The following is a 17,849-nucleotide window of genomic DNA, read 5'->3' as shown; positions in this document are numbered from 1 at the left end:
TGCTGCTCGCGACTAAAGGCTGCGCAACACAGAGACCACTTTGCCCATGATGGTGGCATGATCGCCAAGGATGGGCTCGTAGCGGGTGTTCTGTGGGAGTAGCCACGTGTGCCCGTCACGCTGGCGGAACGTTTTCACAGTTGCCTCATCCTCAAGCAGGGCCGCAACAATGTCACCGTTGTTGGCGGTTGGTTGTTGCCTGACAACAACCCAGTCGCCGTCGCAAATAGCGGCGTCGATCATGGAATCGCCCTGAACTTTGAGCATGAACAGTTCGCCGCTGCCCACGATCTGCCGTGGCAGCGGCATGATATCATCCACCGACTGGTCCGCCAAAATGGGGCCACCTGCCGCGATGCGCCCCACGAGCGGCACAAAGGCTGTGTCGGATGAACTGCTGAGCTCGGCAAAGTTCAAGCCATTCGAACTGCGCAGCTGGGAGGGGGAGCGGACACCTTCAATCTCAACTTTTCCATCGTCGAGAACCAGAGGGATGAGCACTTCCATGGCGCGGGGCCGTTTGGGATCGCGGCGCAAATATCCGTGGCGTTCAAGCTGAGTCAGCTGGTGCGTGACGCTGGAGAGGCTTGCCAGCCCTACTGAGTCGCCAATTTCACGCATGGAGGGCGGGTAGCCCTTGTCCGCGATGGAGCGTTGGATGCACTCGAGAATCTTCTTCTGCCTGACGGTCAACCCCTTCATGCCTGCGCGGCTCGGAGCCTGGGGAATGCGGTGCGGGGGGTCTGGAAGCGCCATGGTTCCGAGTTCCTTTCGTGGCTGCCCTGACCAATGTCAGTGCCTGCTGGTGGACTGCAAGTAGCGGCCAATCCTTGTACTCCCAAGTTTAAGCCACGAACAAGGCTTTTTCAAACATTTGTTCTATCAGGTCTTGGCAAGTGTCGTCTATAGATGCTAAAACTGTACTAGTAGCAAATTCGAACATACATTCTAATATGTATGCAATGCATGGAAAATTGATCCAGACGGTTTTTGTGGCCACGGATCCGGATCCATGGCGAAAGGACCAGAAGTCATGAATGCAATGGTTGCCTCAACAGCAGCATTTGGCACTAAATACAACACCCATCACACAAAGCGCACAAGTGCCACTCGCCCCAGCGTTGTTCTCCCTGGTGTCGATTCCACTGGTGTCGCAGCGAAATCGAGGTATTCCTTAGAGCTGACACGTCGAGGGCGGTTGGTGCTCCTGGGTGTGCCAGCTATTGCCCTTGCAGCTGTGGTTGTGCTCGTTTCAATGGCATTTGTGTTCGGGTCCACGGCGAGTCCGGCTCACGCTTCGGCGCAGTATCCAGCCGTGAACATGGCCGACTACGCCAGAACGGTCACCGTGCTCCAAGGTGAGAGCCTCTGGAGCATTGCCGCCGCGAGCGACCCGAACCGCGATGTTCGTGAGATCGTGAGTGAGATCGTGGCCCTCAACGAGCTTGGCGCAGGTGTCCTGCAAGCGGGCCAGCAGTTGTTCGTGCCCCTCCCCAAATAGCGACTGCCACCGCAACTGAGGCTGCCACCGGAAGCGTCAGGACCAGCCCAACTGTCCGCATGCTGTCATCGTTTCGGTCTTTGGGCCGTTCGGGAAATACGATGGAGCCATGGATCAGTTTGAACGCCTCGGCCAATTGCCACTCCGTGACGATCTGCGCGGACAGCACCCTTATGGCGCGCCCATGCTCGACGTGCCGGTGCTGCTGAACGTCAATGAAAACACCTTTGGCATTCCGGCCGATGCGAAGGCAGCCATCATGGATGCCGTGGCAGCCGAACTTGAAGGATTGAACCGGTATCCGGACCGTGAATTTACAATCCTTCGTCAAGAACTTGCTTCCTATCTAGGCCATGGACTCAACGAAGAGAACTTATGGGCGGCCAACGGATCCAATGAGGTTCTGCAGCAGTTGTTGCAGGCTTTTGGCGGCCCCGGGCGGACTGCCCTGGGATTCCCTCCCACGTACTCCATGTACCCACTGCTGGCCAGTGGAACAGGAACCGGCTACCTGGAGGGTGTCCGTGCTGCTGACTACAGCCTGAGCGCGGAGTCCGCGGCCGAGCAAGTCCGCCAGCACGCACCCAACGTTGTCTTCCTCTGCTCACCGAATAACCCAACTGGCACCGCGCTGGGATTGGACGTCGTCAAAGCGGTCTACGAGGCCGGCGAGACATCACAAACAATCGTGATCGTCGACGAAGCGTATGCAGAATTTTCCAAGACAGGGACGGCCAGCGCCCTGAGTCTGCTTGAGGGACGGCCGCGCCTCGTGGTCTCACGCACCATGAGCAAGGCCTTCGCCCTTGCTGGAGCACGCCTTGGCTACTTGGCCGCCGCCCCGGAAGTTGCAGATGCACTGCGCTTGGTCCGGCTTCCCTACCACCTCTCAGCCATCACGCAGGCGACGGCAGTTGCTGCCCTGCGCAACTCCACATCCCTATTGGCCAACGTTGAGCAGATCAAGGTGCAACGCGACCGGATCGTGTCCGAGCTGACGGACATGGGTCTCACACCGGCTCCTTCGGACTCAAACTTCGTGTTCTTTGGCGGCATTGAAAAGCCAGCCGACGTCTGGGCAGCCCTGTTAGCTCAGGGCGTGCTGATCCGCGACGTGGGAATTGCCGGGCACCTACGCGTCACGGCCGGCACGGAAGCCGAAACCAGCGCGTTCCTCACTGGACTGCGCGCCATTCTGGCCGGATAAACGCAAGGAGTCCGCGCCGTCGTCCGTGCTGGGCATGACGCCGGGAGCGGACTGTTTGGGCTTAAGCCCTGCTCTTCTCGTAAACTGGTGTTACCCACAAGGATCGTTCGTGCGCCCCACCGCGCCCTGCACACGGCAGGGACCCCGACGCACTTATCAAAGGACAGCTGCAATGACTGAGATCACGCCCGGCCAGGGACGCACAGCCCGTTTGGAGAGGGCTACGAGCGAGTCGAGCGTCATGGTTGAAATCAACCTCGACGGAACAGGGGTGTCCACCATTGACACGTCCGTGCCGTTCTACGACCACATGCTGACAGCACTGTCCAAGCACTCCTTGATTGACATGAACATCAAAGCAACCGGAGACACCCACATCGATGCCCACCACACGGTGGAGGACGTTGCCATCTCGATCGGCGAAGTGCTGAAGGTGGCGTTGGGAAACAAAGCTGGGATCCGCCGTTTCGGGGAGGCGACCATCCCGCTGGATGAGGCACTGGCAAATGCCGTCGTCGACGTGTCCGGGCGCCCTTACCTTGTCCATGGAGGCGAGCCAGCAGGTCAGGAGTACCACTTGATCGGTGGTCACTTCACCGGTTCGCTGACCCGTCACGTCTTTGAAGCCATCACGTTGCACTCACAGATATGCCTGCACATGACCGTCATTGCCGGCCGCGACCCGCACCACATCGTCGAAGCACAGTTCAAGGCCTTTGCCCGCGCACTTCGTTCAGCAATTGAAGCTGATCCCCGCGTCACCGGAATTCCGTCCACGAAGGGTCTTTTGTGAGTTCTGAAGACATCGAGACCGCACCAACTAAACCCACCGTCACAGTCCTGGACTACGGTTCAGGAAATGTGCGCTCAGCCGTGCGCGCCCTGGAGCGTGCCGGTGCAACCGTTACCCTGAGCGCCAAGGCCGAGGACGTGCTCAATGCCGACGGCCTCGTGGTGCCCGGGGTGGGTGCCTTCGGCTCGGTCATGGCCGAGTTGAAGAGTGTTGATGCCCTGCGCATGATCGGACGCCGGGTTGCCGGTGGGCGTGCCGTGCTGGGCATTTGTGTTGGCATGCAGGTCCTTTTTGACGCCGGAGTTGAACACGGCATCCAGGAACAAGGCATGGGCGAGTGGCCGGGAACAGTGGAACTGCTGCCCGCCGATGTCGTCCCTCACATGGGCTGGAACACCGTCAAGGCGCCGGAAGGCACCATGCTGTTTGAGGGCATAGAGGACGAGCGCTTCTACTTTGTGCACTCCTACGGTGTGCAAAGCTGGGACTTTGAGGTGCTGCAACCGAAAATGCGTCCCCCGCTTGTCACCTGGTCCGAACACGGTGCACCGTTCATTGCCGCCATTGAAAATGGTCCCCTGTGCGCCACCCAGTTCCACCCGGAAAAATCCGGTGACGCCGGTGCGCGATTGCTGCGTAATTGGGTGCAGTCCTTGTCCAAAAAGGCACGCTGATGTGGTCACTGTTGTTGATGGGCCTGGCCGGTCTGCTCATTGGTGGCGCCTACACGTTCTACCAGCAAAAGACAGCCCGCTGGATACCCGTTAGTTTCCTGTTTCTCGCCGCCATGTCACTGGTGGCAGCATTCTTGTTCACGCAATAGCAACACCTTGCAACACCGCCCAGCAGGCGGCCGACGCCGGTCGCTTCCAGCCCCAGTAATAATGACGTTGAGGATCCCATGACCACCCCCATTTTGGAATTGTTGCCCGCTGTTGACGTAGCGGACGGCCAGGCTGTGCGCCTTGTGCAGGGCGAGGCAGGCTCGGAAACCGGTTACGGTTCACCCCTGGAAGCTGCGCTGAATTGGCAGAACAACGGTGCGGAGTGGGTTCACCTTGTGGACCTTGACGCAGCCTTTGGACGCGGTTCCAACGTTGAGTTGCTGCGCGAAATGGTGAGCGCCTTGACGGTGAAGGTAGAGCTCTCCGGCGGCATCCGCGATGACGCTTCCCTCGAAGGCGCATTGGAACTGGGCGTCGGGCGCGTGAACCTGGGCACGGCAGCACTGGAAAACCCGGAATGGACCGCCAAGGTCATTGAGCGCTTCGGCGACAAGATCGCCGTCGGACTCGATGTGCGCGGCACTACGCTGGCCGGTCGTGGCTGGACCAAGGAAGGCGGGGACATTTGGGAGGTCCTAGCCCGCCTCGAAGACGCAGGTTGTGCCCGCTACGTGGTCACCGACGTCACCAAGGACGGAACCCTGCGCGGCCCCAATGTTGAACTGCTGCGTGAAATGTGCTCCCGTACCTCGAAACCGGTCGTTGCCTCGGGCGGCATTTCCAGCTTGGAAGACCTCCGTGTCCTGCGCGAACTCGTCGGCGAAGGCGTTGAAGGTGCCATCATAGGCAAGGCCCTGTACTCCGGTCAGTTCACCTTGCCGCAGGCACTGGACGTCGCAGGCCGCCGCTAGCCCATGACTGAAAAGCCTGCGGCCGGACCGCCTCAAAAACACCTTCCTGGCCACATTGCCGCAGCCTTGGCAGGTGCCGGTGGTGCCACTGATTCTGCTGGCCAGCCCTGGGCCGGGCGGGACCTGCCGGCGCAGGAGAAGTACCACAATTTTGACGCGGACGACGGCGCCATGGATGCCGGCTATGCCGCAGCGTTGGCCGGACTTGCCGCAGGTGACGGGACTGAAGCGCAGGTTGTAGCATCGCTCGCCACCGCGCGTGTTTTTATCCCTATCGTGGCCCAACTGGCTGAGGAGACGGTGGGGGAGAACGGACTGGTCTCCGACAAAGAATCCGACATGGCTCTGGTGACTCTCCAGGGCCCGGATGGGCGTAAAGCACAGCCGGCCTTTTCCCACGCAGAGGCCTTGACCCGGTGGCATCCGGAGGCACGGCCAGTGGCCGTCTACGCTGCCCGGGCCGCGTTGTCTGCAGTGTCGGAAGAATCACAACTACTGGTTCTTGATCCCGGTTCAGAGCGGACTTTTGTGGTGCGACGGCCCGCACTGTGGGCATTGGCTCAACAGCAGGACTGGTTGCCCAGCTATGCGGATCCTGCTGTTGCGGCCGTGCTGGAGGAGTCGCTGGCGGCCCTGGGTCACCCAAGCGTGGTTGCTGTTTCGGCCAGTGCCGGGGAGGGCATAAAATCACAATGGACCACAGTCTCCCCTGAATCAGGGTTGGTTGTCCCCGGTGGCGGCACCGGCCCGGAACTGTGCGTCACACTGACCTTGGAGCCTGGACTTGATCAGGCTTCCGTGAACAACCTGCTGAGCTTCCTGCAGAATTTCTGGGCACAGAATGAAATCTTTGCGCAAGCAGTTGATTCGGTACAGATCCGACTTCGCCACCCATCCCCGAAATAGCTACTTCATTGGCGTGCCGTCCGCGTCCCCCACATGGCAGCCGGGGTATTGCTGAGACTGCCCGTGGCGGAGACAGTGAAACTGGGGTATGCCGCAGCCGGAATCGCCGCTGCTGACATTGGCGGGCACCAATGTCAGCATGGTTGCCACCCTGCGCCACAACGACAGCGTGGGGAATCTTGGCACAGTACTCCACCTCTGCTGCGGCGCTTCGATTGTTGGCCATACGCGTATGACAGGACTCGGTGCGTCGCAAAGGAACCGCTCTGAGACGACTGAAGGCCTAACTAGGTAAGTGCAGCTCCCTTGAAAAAGCAATCAGCGCGTCCAGCTGGTGACAGCGGCCACAGCGATTTGGTTGGGCCCACAATCCCGAGGGGCCCCAAGGGGGTACGCGCCAGCGGACCCCCTTGGGGCGGGATTGGGGATTAGTTGACGGCCCCGGTGAACTTCTCGCCTGGGCCCTTGCCCGGAGCGTCAGGGATGCTGGAAGCTTCGCGGAAGGCCAACTGCAGGGCGCGCAGGCCGTCGCGCAGGGGTCCGGCGTGCTGGCTGCCAATTTCCGGGGCTGCAGCCGTGATGAAGCCGGCCAGTGCTGTGATGAGCTTGCGGGCTTCATCCAGGTCTTTTAGTTCCTCGGCGTTCTCGCCCTCAGCGAGCCCACACTTGACTGCTGCTGCGCTCATGAGGTGTACTGCCGCCGTCGTAATGACTTCCACGGCCGGAACTTCGGCAATGTCACGCATGACCGAGGCTGCTTGTGCATCGCTCAGGGCCTCCTCCGGGGCGGCCTGAAAGGTGTTGCGGGTGTCCGAATTATTATCTGAGCTACTCATACTGCTAAGCTTGTCATAGACCGACTCGATGCTGTTATTTGTTAGTGCCTGAACGATGAAAATCACTTGGGTGCACAAGGCGCAGCAATGAGTTTGCAAGTGGAGTCCTCTCCCACCTTTCGACCCATTCATGGCGTTGTCTGGTTCCGGTCGGCGCCGTCCCTTTGGGGCAGGCAGGTCCTTTTCGAAGGATCCCGCGCCGATCAATTCGAGGCCTCCACTGCATCAGCAGATCGGGGGCCTTCTTCGTTGCTGATGGTATTCACCTTTTCTTATGCAACAGGAGCTACAGATTAGCGAGCCACGCATCAATGATCGAATCCGCGTCCCCGAGGTGCGGTTGGTTGGGCCAGCAGGCGAACAAGTTGGGGTTGTCCGCATTGAGGATGCCCTCCGTTTAGCAGCAGAGTCCGACTTGGATCTGGTTGAAGTAGCACCGACGGCCAAACCGCCGGTCTGCAAACTGATGGACTTCGGCAAGTACAAGTACGAAGCCGCAGTCAAGGCTCGCGAAGCCCGTAAGAACCAGACCAACACCGTTTTGAAGGAAATCCGTTTCCGCCTCAAGATCGACAAGCACGACTACGAGACCAAGCGCGGGCATGCACTGCGCTTCCTCGGTGCCGGTGACAAGGTCAAGGCCATGATCCAGTTCCGTGGCCGCGAGCAGCAGCGCCCGGAAATGGGTATCCGCCTCCTGCAGAAGTTCGCCGAAGGTGTTGCCGAGGTTGGCATCATCGAGTCGAGCCCGCGCATTGACGGCCGCAACATGGTCATGGTCATTGGTCCCTTGAAGAACAAGGCTGAAGCCAAGGCTGAGGCGCGCCGCAACCAGCAGCGTGCAGATGCCAAGGCACAGAACGAGGCAGTAGCCAATGGCACGGCCCGCGTTGACGTCGACCGCGACAACAAGGCGCCCATGACGCAGTCCCTGGCGGAACTGCTCCCTGACGGTTTGCACCTAACTGACGACGCCGAAGCTCCCGCCGCCCAGGCTGTCGAAGAGACTCCCGCACCGGTCGTTGAAGCAGCTCCCGAAGCGTCTGCCCCCGTGGCCGCCTCTGAAGTTGCCGCTCCGGCAGAGACCCCGGCCCCCGCCGTCGTGCCTGCTCAGGCCGCTCCCGTCAAGGCTGCACCTGTGAAGGCCGCTCCCGCCAAGGTTGCGACGGTCAAGGCAGCTGCTCCGGAGGTGGCAGCTCCCAAGGCTGCAGCCAAGCCGGTGGTTGCGCCGAAGCCAGTCGCCGCGCCGAAGCCTGTTGCCGCAAAGCCCATCCCCATGCCCAAGCCGATGGCCAAGCCTGTTGCTGCAAAGCCTGCAGCCAAGCCCGCCGCCAAGGCAGCAGCAAAACCGGCCGTCAAGCCTGCCTCCGCAAAGAGCGCAGCAGCGACCGATTCCCCCAACTCGGCTGAATAAGATATTCCTTTTTCAGCGGTGAATACACCCACACAGTGACCCAACCGGTCGCTGCAAGAGAACCACAGGCAGCGCCGGTGGATACGTAAGGAGACAGGTCCTCATGCCTAAAATGAAGACACATAGTGGTGCGAAGAAGCGATTCAAGCTGACCGGTTCCGGTAAGCTGCGTCGCCAGCAGGCCAATCGCCGCCACTACTTGGAGCACAAGCCCTCCAGCTTGAAGCGCCGCCTGAAGGGTGACCTGTTGGTTGCCAAGGCAGATGTGCGCAACATCAAGAAGATGCTCGGCATCTAATTTCGCAAGTCAATCGGTGTGATTCCCACTTTTGGGGCTGACACCATTTCATCAAAGCCTTCCCTGGCATGATTGGCTTGGGATCTTTAAACTTGAAGGAGTACGCACGTGGCACGTGTGAAGAGGGCTGTAAATGCCCACAAAAAGCGTCGGGTTGTTCTTGAGCGCGCAAAGGGTTACCGCGGACAGCGTTCACGCCTGTACCGTAAGGCTAAAGAGCAGCTGCTGCACTCGTTTGTGTACAGCTACGGTGACCGCCGCAAGCGCAAGGGTGACTTCCGTCGCCTGTGGATCCAGCGCATCAACGCTGCATCACGCGCCAACGGCCTGACCTACAACCGTTTGATCCAGGGCCTGAAGGCTGCTGAGATCGAGGTTGACCGTCGCATGCTGGCCGACCTGGCCGTCAACGACGCCGGTGCCTTCGCTGCGCTGGTCAAGATCGCCAAGGCTGCACTGCCTGCTGACACGTCAGCACCGGTCGCCAAGTAATTACAGTTTTGCCTTTGGGAACGCATCAGTTCCCGATTCCTGCGAAGTGGCTGCTACAGTCCTAAGCATGAGTGAACCCGGGCGCCCGCCAGCAGAAGCAATGACCAATCCTCGAGCAGATCGAGTGAGGGACGTCGCCAAACTGGTAGGGCGCTCGGGCCGTTTAAAGCGCCGCGAGTTCCTGGCTGAGGGGCCTCAGGCCGTGCGGGAAGCCCTACGGGCTCATCGTGAATGCCTCGCTGCAGGTGGAACGCCCGTGGTGGAGGCCCTGTATGCCACGATCGAGTGCCTGAAGAAGCATCCCGATCTTTTCGAATCAGCTTCCGCGCCGGGTGCACGCCTGCAAGTGCGCATAGCCAGTGAACTGGTGCTGGCCGCTATGACTGACACCGTGTCTCCTCAAGGCGTGCTGGCCGTGTGCAACTTTGTGGACGTTCCCTTGGAGGAAGTCTTCGCTGCGAAACCCAAGCTGATCGCCATGCTCGTGCAGGTGCGCGACCCTGGCAATGCCGGCACCGTGTTGCGTGCAGCCGACGCTGCCGGGGCCGACGCCGTGATCTTCTCCCACTCCAGCGTGGACATCTACAATCCAAAAGCGGTGCGCTCCACCGCCGGCTCCTTGTTCCATCTCCCCGTTGTGTTGGGTGCCGACCTCGCCGAGGTAGTGGCTGCTGCGAAGACTGCGGGCGTGGGCACCCTCGCCGCAGACGGCTACGGCCAGTTGAACCTTGACTTGCTGCAGGATGAAAGCGCTGCACGGTCCTTCGACCAGCAGATCCCGGACTCCACCTATTCGCTGGAGGAGCCCACGTTGTGGCTCTTTGGCAATGAAGCGCAGGGACTCGCAGGTGAGGAGAAGGCTCTGGCGGACCACCGCGTGGCAGTGCCTGTGTATGGGGCAGCAGAATCCCTGAATCTGGGAACAGCCGCCACGGTGTGCCTGTATGCCAGTGCCCGGGCGCAACGCCGGGCGCTCTAGCGCGAGTATTGCTGCAGTACAAGGCAGCGCGACACGGTAGAATTCTTTTCGTCATGGGCATGAGGTCATGCCTATTTGGGTGTGCCTGCAGGGCCGCCGTGAACGAGGGGAAACCACTGTGTCTCATGAAGGCGGCAACAAGGCCATAGTTGCGGCACTTGTTGCCAATTTGTCCATTGCGGTGTTGAAGTTCCTGGCGTATTTTTTGACGTTGTCGTCATCGATGCTGGCTGAAGGCATTCACTCGGTGGCCGATTCAGGGAATCAACTGTTGTTGTTATTGGGCGGCAAGAAGGCCAAGCGCCAGGCCAGCCCGGAGCACCCATTCGGCTACGGCCGCGAACGCTATTTTTATGCGTTCGTCGTCTCCATCGTCCTCTTTAGCGTCGGTGGCCTCTTTGCGCTGTACGAGGCCTATGAGAAGTTTCAACACCCGCACGGTATGGATCCGCAATGGGCGTGGGTACCCTTGGTGGTGCTGGTTGGTGCCATCGCCTTGGAAGGACGCTCCTTTTTCGTGGCCGTTAAGGAATCCAACACTGCCCGGGGCAAGCACAGTCTTGTGCAGTACATCAAGTCTGCCAAGGCCCCCGAGCTGCCGGTGATCCTGCTGGAAGATGCGGCAGCACTTGTGGGCCTGGTCTTTGCACTCTTCGGCGTAACCCTGACGATCATCACCGGCAACGGTTTATGGGATGCGGCCGGAACTGCGTTGATTGGTCTGCTGCTGGTGTGCGTGGCTGTCATTCTTGCACTTGAGACCAAGTCGCTCTTGTTGGGGGAGTCAGCCACGGTGGAGGACGTCCGCGCGGTTGAAGCGGCATTGGTGGGCCCTGGCGTCAGTAAGATCATCCACCTGAAGACACTGCATTTGGGGCCGGAGGAACTTCTGGTGGCCGCTAAGATTGCCGTCTTGGAGTGTGAAACCGGGGCACAGATTGCCACGGCCATCAATGACGCAGAGAAGCGTGTCCGGGCAGCAGTGCCCATTGCCAAGGTCATCTATTTGGAGCCGGACATTTACTCGGACAATGCAGCCTCCGCCAAGCCGTAAACTAGCCACTCAAGCCTGTTGGGCGACTTTGCTGCCAGTCTTGTCCAAGAACCCGCTGAATAGAGCAATCGCCAGACCCAGCACGGCAAGTACCGCACCCACCAGCGCCGGGGCGGTGAATCCCCAACCCCAGGTGATGACGAGGCCGCCCACAAAGGCGCCCAGGGCATTAGCCATGTTCAGTGCTGAGTGGTTCAGTGATGATGCCAGCGTCGGGGCGCCGGGTGAAACATCGAGTAGGCGGGTCTGCAGGGACGGTACGAGCATGGACCCGGACGCCCCGATGACGAAGATCATGAGCAGCGCCATCCACTGGATGTGAACCGTAGCTGCGTAGATTACCAGGATCACGGCGATGAATCCCATCATCGCGTAGATGCTGCCCATGACGGACCAGTCCGCCATCCTGCCGCCAATGTAGCTGCCAGCTACCATGCCCAAGCCGTAGAGCCCCACTATGACCGGCAGGAAGTCGGAGGCAAAGCCTGCCACATCGGTCATGGTGTTGGCGACGTAGGTGTACACGGCAAAGAAGCCGCCGAAGCCAACAACGCCCACAAGCAGAGTCAGCCAGACCTGGCCGCGACGCAATGCACTGAGTTCGCGCCGCAGGCTGGCCTCGGGATGTGCTTTTTGGGCCGGGACAAAGAACGCGATGGACACGATGGTGATGACACCAATGATGCCCACCAGCACGAACAGCCAGCGCCAGCCAAATTGCTGTCCTACAAAAGTGGCGAGCGGAACACCGAGCACATTGGCCACCGACAAGCCCATCATGACCATTGAGATGGCCCGCCCGCGCTTGGTAGGTGCTACGAGGGACGCCGCCAATACGGCGGCCACACCAAAGAACGCGCCGTGCGGCAAGCCGGCAATGAAACGGGTAACGAGCAAAGTTGAGTAGTCCTGGGCAAAAACGGAGAGTAGGTTGCCCACGGTGAAGAGCGCCATCAGCCCCAGCGCGAGTGCCTTGCGCGGCATTTTCGCGCCAACGGCCACGAGCAGCGGTGCACCCACAACGACACCCAACGCGTAGGCGGAAATCACATGTCCAGCCGTGGGTACGCTGACCCCCACACCTTCAGCAACGTTGGGCAGCAGTCCCATCATGGCAAATTCGGTGGTGCCGATGCCAAAACCGCCGATAGCCAGGGACAGGATTGCCCACGCAACAGCGTTCGGTGAGGATGTTTTGACATCGTGCTGAGTCTTATGCAGGGTCATGAAGCAACTTTCGCAGGGTGATTTTCCTTCGCTGCCACGAAGATGCCGAGCACGTGGAGCCGGCACAACGGTGCTGGGCCGGGTCGGGCACGGCAGCAAGAGGCAGCCTCCAGTCTAGTTCGTTACTAGACTGGCCTGGTGACGATGAAAAAGCAGATAGTTGGCGCCGCTTTGGTGGATTCCCTTGAACGCCCTGAGAAGCTTCTAGCTGCCCGACGCACGGCACCACCGGAGTTCGCGGGCATGTGGGAATTCCCCGGCGGCAAGGTGGAAACGGGGGAGACCCCGCAGCAGGCGCTGCACCGGGAACTGGCGGAGGAGCTTGGCGTCACGGCCAGCTTGGGCAGCGAACTGCAATGTCCGACGTCGAATGGCTGGCCCTTGAATGCCAACACCGCCATGCGCGTGTGGCTGGCACAGGTGACGGACGGAACTCCGGAGCCGTTGGAAGACCACGACCTGCTCCAATGGGTTGAGTTGGACGGTGCGGAAATCCTTGGGCTGGAATGGATACCTGCCGACCTGCCCATTGTGCAGGCATTGGTCGCTTTCGCAGCCCACCAATAATTCCGGCTTCCATAAAACGGCTCCCGCGGGTGTTGAAAAGCTGTCCGCTTGTGCCACACTGGGGTTTGAAGACCCCAAGGAGGTTGTGACATGACGAGTGAGAACCACAGCGAGCAAACCCCCACCGGTGCCAGTGAAGAAACGAAGGAAAAGTTTCGCCAGGCCCTGGAAAACAAGAAGAACAAGCAGCATGGCAGCGTGGAAGCAGCCAATGATTCCAAGATCAATGCCTCACATGGTGCGGCAAGCCACAAGCGTGAATTCCGCCGCAAGAGCGGATAGTCCCAGCGTTTGATGCCCCGCTAAGTGGTCCCAGTGATCAGTGCGTTAGAACAGCGTGGGGGCAGGGTCGGAAAAGGCGGGTGTCCTTACGGGGATGCCCGCCTTTTCCGACGGTCGCGGATCAGTGACCCCGGCGCTGATGGAATCCGTTGGTGGCAGGCTGCCTGCAGGGTACCTCGCTTCCTCGTGCCGGGGATTGTGGATGAAACCAGAGGTGGTGAACCCGTTGCGAACCTTCGCCTCGTTGACCCTGTCCGCCAGCCATTGCCGGTACTCCTTGGAAGCGTAGGCACCGTTTCCGTAGAGGCGCTGGTAGCTGTCCACCAGGGCGGGATAGTGGCTCGCCAACCATTGCATGAACCATTCACGGGTGCCGGGACGCAGAAACAACGCACCGGCGCTCACTCCTGTGGCCCCGGCGCGCGCCAGAGCTGTGAATAAGGCATCCAACGCCTCCTGGGAATCAGTGAGCCACGGCAGGATGGGCATGGCCATGACACCGCATGGCAACCCTGCATCGCGTAACTTGCCGATCAATGCCAGCCGGGCCTGGGGTGCAGGGGTGCCCGGTTCCAGTGCCTGAGCCAGCCCTTCATCGAGCAGGGCCAAGGAAATGCCAACACCCACACTGACTTGCTGTCCTGCAGCGCGCAGCAGTGGAACATCGCGGGCCAACAGGGTGCCTTTGGTCAAAATCGAAAACGGTGTGCCGGAATCAGCCAGGGCGCCGATGATTCCAGGCATGAGCTTGTAGCGGCCCTCGGCCCGCTGGTACGGATCGGTGTTGGTCCCCAGCGCCACATGTTCGTGCTGCCATGAGGGCTTGTGCAGTTCCTTGCGGAGCACCTCAGCGACGTTGACCTTCACAACAAGCTGCGAGTCAAAGTCCTGGCCCGGATCGAAGTCAAGGTAGCTGTGGCTTTTGCGGGCAAAGCAGTACACGCAGGCGTGGGAGCAGCCACGGTAGGGGTTCACTGTCCAGCTAAACGGCATGGAAGAAGTGGGTGGGATCTTGTTCAATGCCGACTTCGCGATGACCTCATGAAACGTGATGCCAGCAAATTCGGGGGTTGTGACACTTTTGACCAAGCCGGAGATGGGAAGCTGTGGCGTGGCCGTCCCGTCCGCCTCGTTTTGGTCGGGGAAGAGGGGCTGGCTGAGCTCTTGACGTATCCACCGCATGGAACTATTAGAACATATATTCGATATTGAAGGCAATGGAGAATGACTAAAATATTTGTTACTCACCAGTAGGAATGTGCTGCATATCACTGGAAGTAGCACTATGGTTGAAGAACTGGGCCCTGGTGCCCTATTGCCGGGCCTAGACGCAAACCGTTGCGTAGGCTACCGGATAACCTCACCACCAAGGAGCGGATATGACGAACCTGGCCACCATTGTGGGCACCTCTGCACAAAGCAACCCCGCGGGAGTCGCCATCAAATTAGATGACATTGAAATCTCCTTCGGAGCCTTGGAGCTGCTCAGTGCCAAAGTGGCAGGCCTGCTGGCTGCGAACGGGGTGAAGCCGGGGGACAGGGTGGCGCTCATTTCACCAAACCTGCCGCAAATGCCGCCGCTGTACTACGGGATCCTGCGCTACGGCGCCGTTGTCGTGCCACTGAACCCGCTGCTGAAGTCCCGCGAAGTTGAATACCACTTGGCAGATTCAGGCGCCACCCTTGCCTTCGCTTGGGAGGGGTCCATGGGTGAGGTAGCCGCCGCTGCTGCCGTCACGGGGACACACACCATCCCGATCGACGCAGCACTCATGGGAGTCGTGTCCGCCGCTGAGGCCATCACAGAAGTTGCACCGGCAGAGGCGGATGACACCGCCGTCATTCTTTACACTTCGGGAACCACCGGCAAGCCGAAGGGGGCGGAGCTCACGCATGGCAATCTGTTGGGCAACGCCGTCCTGTCAACGAAGTTGTTCAGCATTGTGCCCGGGGACGTGATTTTCGGCGGGCTGCCGTTCTTCCACGTATTTGGTCAAACCTGCGCGTTGAACGCGGCCGTGCTCGGCGGGGCAACCGTGACCCTCCTACCCAAGTTCGAACCCGTCAAGGCTCTGGAAATCATCCAGCGGGACAAGGTCACCATTTTTGAGGGCGTCCCCACCATGTACATCGCACTGCTGCGCGCCGCGGGACGGGAAAAATTCGACGTCTCCAGCCTGCGTGTGGCTGCATCGGGCGGCTCGGCGCTGCCAGTGGAAATCCTGCATGAATTTGAGCAGACCTTCGCCGCAACCCTGCTGGAGGGCTACGGACTCTCCGAAACGTCCCCTGTGATCTGCTTTAACCAAGTGGATGGAATCCGCAAAGCCGGCTCCATCGGCACGGTGGTGGAGGGGGCGCAGTTGAAAGTAGTGGACGACGACGGCAATGAAGCCCCCGCGGACACAGTCGGGGAAATTGTCGCCGCAGGAGGCTACATCATGAAGGGGTACTGGAAGAACCCTGAAGCGACTGCGGCCGCCATCCGGGACGGCTGGTTCTTCACCGGCGACCTCGGCCGCAAGGACGACGACGGCGTGTTCTTCATCGTCGACAGGAAGAAGGACATGATCCTGCGCGGCGGCTACAACATCTACCCGCGGGAAGTGGAGGAAGTTCTCTACGAGCACCCCGCCGTCGCCGAAGCTGCCGTTATTGGCAGGCGCGACGACGTTCACGGCGAAGAGGTTGTCGCCGCCGTTTCGCTCAAGGAAGGAGCAGACGGGGCCGAGAACCCAGAGGCGCTCGCCGCGGACATTCAGGAGTTCGTCAAGGCGCGGGTGGCTGCCTACAAGTATCCGCGCAAGATTGTCATCATGGACGCGCTGCCCAAGGGACCGACAGGGAAGATCCTCAAGCGCGAAATCACCATTTCCTAGACCGGGCTGCTGTCCGCCCGGCAAATCGGCAACTTTGCAAATTTGTCGCTCAGCCGGTCAGCCGCAGGTTATTCCAGGAACCAGGTCACCGTGACGGCCAGTGAGACGTCGCTGTGGCCTGGCTCAATGGCCATGGCGCTTTCGCGGCCCATGGCGGCCAAGGCCATCATTGGACGCGGCGTCCCATCATGGCCGGCGCTTTCCACCACCCGGGCCACCGCACCCAACGAACGACCTGCCAGTTCGGCGTATAGTTCCCCTGCCCGGCGCGCCTCGGACCAGGCAACGGCCCTGGCTGCATCCTGGGCAGCCGAGGGATCCGATACAACAGGGCTCATGCCGTTCAGGCGGACACTGTCGCTGCCAGTGTCCACCACTGCGGCAACGACGTCCTCGGCTCCCTGGTCGTAACGCAATGCCACGGTCAACGTGCTGGAAACGGTGTAGCCGGTCACGACCGAACCGGCTCCTTCCTGCCAGCGCGTGTCAACCCGGACATCCAGCGAGGATGAGCTGATCACCTCACGGGCCACGTCCATGGACAACAGTTTCGAGCTGACGGCATTCACGGCAGCACTGGCGCTCGCATAAGCTTCGCGCACCGTGGTACGGGAAGCCTCTATGCCAATGTTTATGGTGAAATAGTCGGGCACGGCGTGGGCCCTTCCCTGGCCGGTCACCGTGACAGTGTTCGTGTTTTCGTTCGGCGGATCAATCATGGGTGGGTCCTTTTCTCGGGTGCGGCATCATCTGCGGGCTTGAGCGGGGTACGGCGGTAAGGGGAATCACGGGATGTGATCCGCAGAAGCTGAGCCTTGATGGCGGGCAGCCGGGCCACGGTTGGAAGTTCCCGGTATCCGCCCCGCTGGAGGCCGGCATTGCGCTCAAAGAAATTCCGGCTACCGGGATCGCCTGTGCGCCACAGCGACCAAGCCGCGCAGGCGGCGTAAAGCGGAAAGAAGGGCAGGCCCAGGCACCAGGCGTATTGGGTTGCATGCCCGGCCTCGTGCTCCAGCAGCTCTGGACGGGAGTCAATGAGCGCCCTGTCGGCACGGTAAAAAACAACGTTGCCCACAGTGAAGGCCCCGGCTAAGGGAAGTGGGGGCTTGTAGTTGATGCCCAGGAGTAACCCCTGCGGGCCCTTCTCCACGCGGGTGCGGCTGAGCACGGCCAGCAACAACCCGGTGGCCGTGGACAGGTTCACTGCGTTGGCGACGGCGCGAAGCCGCTGGCTGGCGTTCACCACGGGTTTGTCTTTCCGACAAGGGTGGTGGTGTCAGTGACGGTGAGCCCCGCCAGGGCCTTGGCCGTGTCCGGCTTGGAGTGCTCGCAGCCATCCAGCGGCCACTGCACTTTGATTGCCTGGCCGTCAGCATTGACAAGCCACAACTCGGGAACCAGTTCTGCGAAGTCGAGGCAAGACACGTTGTGCGCACGGTCGCTGGGTTCGGCCAGTGCTGCCAGCAGAGCGGTGTAGTCGCCGGACAGGTGTTCCTTGGTCACAATGGATTCGACAGTCGTCATTCCAGCAGAGGGGGAAACGTGCTGCGACCACGTGCAGCGCACCACATCGACAGGGATGAAACCTTCCGGGACTCGTCCCTTGCGTTCAGTGGAAGTATCGGAGGGGCCAGATCTCCCGCCGACGGCCGTCGAGCAGTCCAAGGCGTGCAGCAGTGCCCCCGGTTCCGTCTGGTTGTAGCTAGGCTGGAAGTGTGAAGTGCACGACGACAAAAGCATCGCCGCGGCAGTGGCCGCAATGATACGGCCCGCCATCC

Annotated in this window: 22 protein-coding genes; 15 read left to right on the top strand and 7 right to left on the bottom strand. The window is 60.5% G+C overall.

What is annotated here, in order from left to right; genetic code table 11:
• Positions 1-12: 12 nt before the first annotated feature.
• Positions 13-702 carry a transcriptional repressor LexA gene (gene lexA / locus JMA46_RS09180; protein WP_207345066.1) on the bottom strand — a complete coding sequence of 230 codons (690 nt, stop codon included), beginning with the start codon at positions 700-702 and terminating at the stop codon, positions 13-15.
• Between the two features lie 331 nt (positions 703-1,033).
• On the opposite strand from lexA, the gene JMA46_RS09175 reads away from it, so the two are divergent.
• The 7 genes from JMA46_RS09175 (at position 1,034) to JMA46_RS09145 (ending at position 6,043) form a co-directional block, all read left to right on the top strand.
• Positions 1,034-1,501, top strand: coding sequence for a LysM peptidoglycan-binding domain-containing protein (locus JMA46_RS09175; protein WP_247647190.1), 468 nt, complete (start codon positions 1,034-1,036; stop codon positions 1,499-1,501).
• Positions 1,502-1,610: 109 nt separating this feature from the next.
• A complete protein-coding gene (locus JMA46_RS09170; protein WP_207345035.1) occupies positions 1,611-2,708 on the top strand; it encodes a histidinol-phosphate transaminase in 1,098 nt (365 codons plus the stop codon).
• A 172-nt stretch (positions 2,709-2,880) separates the two neighbouring features.
• A complete protein-coding gene (gene hisB / locus JMA46_RS09165) occupies positions 2,881-3,501 on the top strand; it encodes an imidazoleglycerol-phosphate dehydratase HisB (RefSeq protein WP_207345034.1) in 621 nt (206 codons plus the stop codon).
• Positions 3,498-4,175 (top strand): imidazole glycerol phosphate synthase subunit HisH, encoded by a 678-nt coding sequence (hisH, locus tag JMA46_RS09160; RefSeq protein ID WP_207345033.1) that lies wholly within the window; start codon positions 3,498-3,500, stop codon positions 4,173-4,175. Before hisB ends, hisH begins: the two co-directional genes overlap by 4 nt.
• The gene (locus JMA46_RS09155; RefSeq protein ID WP_207345032.1) at positions 4,175-4,324 is read left to right on the top strand and encodes a hypothetical protein; all 150 of its coding nucleotides are present in this window, start codon (positions 4,175-4,177) and stop codon (positions 4,322-4,324) included. The genes hisH and JMA46_RS09155 overlap by 1 nt, the downstream gene beginning before the upstream one ends.
• A gap of 78 nt (positions 4,325-4,402) precedes the next feature.
• Positions 4,403-5,137, top strand: a complete 735-nt coding sequence (gene priA, locus JMA46_RS09150; protein ID WP_207345031.1) for a bifunctional 1-(5-phosphoribosyl)-5-((5-phosphoribosylamino)methylideneamino)imidazole-4-carboxamide isomerase/phosphoribosylanthranilate isomerase PriA — start codon at positions 4,403-4,405, stop codon at positions 5,135-5,137.
• Positions 5,138-5,140: 3 nt separating this feature from the next.
• Complete coding sequence (locus JMA46_RS09145; protein WP_207345030.1) at positions 5,141-6,043, top strand: SseB family protein; 903 nt, start codon at positions 5,141-5,143, stop codon at positions 6,041-6,043.
• A 428-nt stretch (positions 6,044-6,471) separates the two neighbouring features.
• Here the strand turns inward: JMA46_RS09145 and JMA46_RS09140 are convergent, their stop codons facing one another.
• Entirely contained in the window at positions 6,472-6,879 is a 408-nt protein-coding gene (locus JMA46_RS09140) for a DUF1844 domain-containing protein (protein ID WP_207345029.1), read from the bottom strand.
• 274 nt (positions 6,880-7,153) lie between these two features.
• On the opposite strand from JMA46_RS09140, the gene infC reads away from it, so the two are divergent.
• The 5 genes from infC (at position 7,154) to JMA46_RS09115 (ending at position 11,116) form a co-directional block, all read left to right on the top strand.
• A complete protein-coding gene (gene infC, locus JMA46_RS09135) occupies positions 7,154-8,293 on the top strand; it encodes a translation initiation factor IF-3 (RefSeq protein ID WP_207345028.1) in 1,140 nt (379 codons plus the stop codon).
• A gap of 103 nt (positions 8,294-8,396) precedes the next feature.
• On the top strand, positions 8,397-8,591 hold the full coding sequence (gene rpmI / locus JMA46_RS09130; RefSeq protein WP_038467906.1) for a 50S ribosomal protein L35: 195 nt from the start codon (positions 8,397-8,399) through the stop codon (positions 8,589-8,591).
• A 108-nt stretch (positions 8,592-8,699) separates the two neighbouring features.
• Complete coding sequence (rplT, locus tag JMA46_RS09125; protein ID WP_054010475.1) at positions 8,700-9,083, top strand: 50S ribosomal protein L20; 384 nt, start codon at positions 8,700-8,702, stop codon at positions 9,081-9,083.
• Positions 9,084-9,150: 67 nt separating this feature from the next.
• Positions 9,151-10,062 (top strand): RNA methyltransferase, encoded by a 912-nt coding sequence (locus JMA46_RS09120; RefSeq protein ID WP_207345027.1) that lies wholly within the window; start codon positions 9,151-9,153, stop codon positions 10,060-10,062.
• Positions 10,063-10,180: 118 nt separating this feature from the next.
• Positions 10,181-11,116 carry a cation diffusion facilitator family transporter gene (locus tag JMA46_RS09115; RefSeq protein WP_207345064.1) on the top strand — a complete coding sequence of 312 codons (936 nt, stop codon included), beginning with the start codon at positions 10,181-10,183 and terminating at the stop codon, positions 11,114-11,116.
• A gap of 9 nt (positions 11,117-11,125) precedes the next feature.
• On the opposite strand, the gene JMA46_RS09110 is transcribed toward JMA46_RS09115, so the two are convergent.
• A complete protein-coding gene (locus tag JMA46_RS09110; protein WP_207345026.1) occupies positions 11,126-12,343 on the bottom strand; it encodes an MFS transporter in 1,218 nt (405 codons plus the stop codon).
• 144 nt (positions 12,344-12,487) lie between these two features.
• Between JMA46_RS09110 and JMA46_RS09105 the strand changes: the two genes are divergently transcribed.
• Positions 12,488-12,910 (top strand): (deoxy)nucleoside triphosphate pyrophosphohydrolase, encoded by a 423-nt coding sequence (locus tag JMA46_RS09105; RefSeq protein ID WP_207345063.1) that lies wholly within the window; start codon positions 12,488-12,490, stop codon positions 12,908-12,910.
• 90 nt (positions 12,911-13,000) lie between these two features.
• The gene (locus JMA46_RS09100; protein ID WP_207345025.1) at positions 13,001-13,192 is read left to right on the top strand and encodes a DUF5302 domain-containing protein; all 192 of its coding nucleotides are present in this window, start codon (positions 13,001-13,003) and stop codon (positions 13,190-13,192) included.
• A 45-nt stretch (positions 13,193-13,237) separates the two neighbouring features.
• Here the strand turns inward: JMA46_RS09100 and JMA46_RS09095 are convergent, their stop codons facing one another.
• Complete coding sequence (locus tag JMA46_RS09095) at positions 13,238-14,374, bottom strand: Rv2578c family radical SAM protein (protein ID WP_207345024.1); 1,137 nt, start codon at positions 14,372-14,374, stop codon at positions 13,238-13,240.
• Between the two features lie 197 nt (positions 14,375-14,571).
• Between JMA46_RS09095 and JMA46_RS09090 the strand changes: the two genes are divergently transcribed.
• On the top strand, positions 14,572-16,071 hold the full coding sequence (locus JMA46_RS09090) for a long-chain fatty acid--CoA ligase (protein ID WP_207345023.1): 1,500 nt from the start codon (positions 14,572-14,574) through the stop codon (positions 16,069-16,071).
• Positions 16,072-16,139: 68 nt separating this feature from the next.
• Here JMA46_RS09090 and JMA46_RS09085 read toward each other — a convergent pair whose 3' ends face one another.
• The 3 genes from JMA46_RS09085 to JMA46_RS09075 are packed head-to-tail and all read right to left on the bottom strand — an operon-like array spanning position 16,140 to position 17,595.
• Positions 16,140-16,790, bottom strand: coding sequence for an SIMPL domain-containing protein (locus tag JMA46_RS09085; RefSeq protein WP_207345022.1), 651 nt, complete (start codon positions 16,788-16,790; stop codon positions 16,140-16,142).
• Positions 16,787-17,317, bottom strand: coding sequence for a hypothetical protein (locus JMA46_RS09080; RefSeq protein WP_348770104.1), 531 nt, complete (start codon positions 17,315-17,317; stop codon positions 16,787-16,789). The genes JMA46_RS09085 and JMA46_RS09080 overlap by 4 nt, the downstream gene beginning before the upstream one ends.
• A complete protein-coding gene (locus JMA46_RS09075; RefSeq protein ID WP_207345021.1) occupies positions 17,311-17,595 on the bottom strand; it encodes a hypothetical protein in 285 nt (94 codons plus the stop codon). The genes JMA46_RS09080 and JMA46_RS09075 overlap by 7 nt, the downstream gene beginning before the upstream one ends.
• Positions 17,596-17,849 lie beyond the last annotated feature (254 nt).

Origin of the sequence: Arthrobacter sp. E3, from assembly GCF_017353415.1 — a bacterium.
Lineage (GTDB): Bacteria > Actinomycetota > Actinomycetes > Actinomycetales > Micrococcaceae > Specibacter.
The sequence above is the reverse complement of the archived record's forward strand: the minus strand, read 5'-3'. Positions and strand labels throughout refer to the sequence as shown.

Excerpts from the sequence above, each read along its gene's own strand:
- lexA (WP_207345066.1), bottom strand. The coding sequence starts at position 702 with ATGAAGGGGTTGACCGTCAGGCAGAAGAAGATTCTCGAGTGCATCCAA.
- JMA46_RS09175 (WP_247647190.1), top strand. The coding sequence starts at position 1,034 with ATGAATGCAATGGTTGCCTCAACAGCAGCATTTGGCACTAAATACAAC.
- JMA46_RS09170 (WP_207345035.1), top strand. The coding sequence starts at position 1,611 with ATGGATCAGTTTGAACGCCTCGGCCAATTGCCACTCCGTGACGATCTG.
- hisB (WP_207345034.1), top strand. The coding sequence starts at position 2,881 with ATGACTGAGATCACGCCCGGCCAGGGACGCACAGCCCGTTTGGAGAGG.
- JMA46_RS09155 (WP_207345032.1), top strand. The coding sequence starts at position 4,175 with ATGTGGTCACTGTTGTTGATGGGCCTGGCCGGTCTGCTCATTGGTGGC.
- priA (WP_207345031.1), top strand. The coding sequence starts at position 4,403 with ATGACCACCCCCATTTTGGAATTGTTGCCCGCTGTTGACGTAGCGGAC.
- JMA46_RS09145 (WP_207345030.1), top strand. The coding sequence starts at position 5,141 with ATGACTGAAAAGCCTGCGGCCGGACCGCCTCAAAAACACCTTCCTGGC.
- JMA46_RS09140 (WP_207345029.1), bottom strand. The coding sequence starts at position 6,879 with ATGAGTAGCTCAGATAATAATTCGGACACCCGCAACACCTTTCAGGCC.
- infC (WP_207345028.1), top strand. The coding sequence starts at position 7,154 with ATGCAACAGGAGCTACAGATTAGCGAGCCACGCATCAATGATCGAATC.
- rpmI (WP_038467906.1), top strand. The coding sequence starts at position 8,397 with ATGCCTAAAATGAAGACACATAGTGGTGCGAAGAAGCGATTCAAGCTG.
- JMA46_RS09120 (WP_207345027.1), top strand. The coding sequence starts at position 9,151 with ATGAGTGAACCCGGGCGCCCGCCAGCAGAAGCAATGACCAATCCTCGA.
- JMA46_RS09110 (WP_207345026.1), bottom strand. The coding sequence starts at position 12,343 with ATGACCCTGCATAAGACTCAGCACGATGTCAAAACATCCTCACCGAAC.
- JMA46_RS09105 (WP_207345063.1), top strand. The coding sequence starts at position 12,488 with ATGAAAAAGCAGATAGTTGGCGCCGCTTTGGTGGATTCCCTTGAACGC.
- JMA46_RS09100 (WP_207345025.1), top strand. The coding sequence starts at position 13,001 with ATGACGAGTGAGAACCACAGCGAGCAAACCCCCACCGGTGCCAGTGAA.
- JMA46_RS09095 (WP_207345024.1), bottom strand. The coding sequence starts at position 14,374 with ATGCGGTGGATACGTCAAGAGCTCAGCCAGCCCCTCTTCCCCGACCAA.
- JMA46_RS09090 (WP_207345023.1), top strand. The coding sequence starts at position 14,572 with ATGACGAACCTGGCCACCATTGTGGGCACCTCTGCACAAAGCAACCCC.
- JMA46_RS09085 (WP_207345022.1), bottom strand. The coding sequence starts at position 16,790 with ATGATTGATCCGCCGAACGAAAACACGAACACTGTCACGGTGACCGGC.
- JMA46_RS09075 (WP_207345021.1), bottom strand. The coding sequence starts at position 17,595 with ATGACGACTGTCGAATCCATTGTGACCAAGGAACACCTGTCCGGCGAC.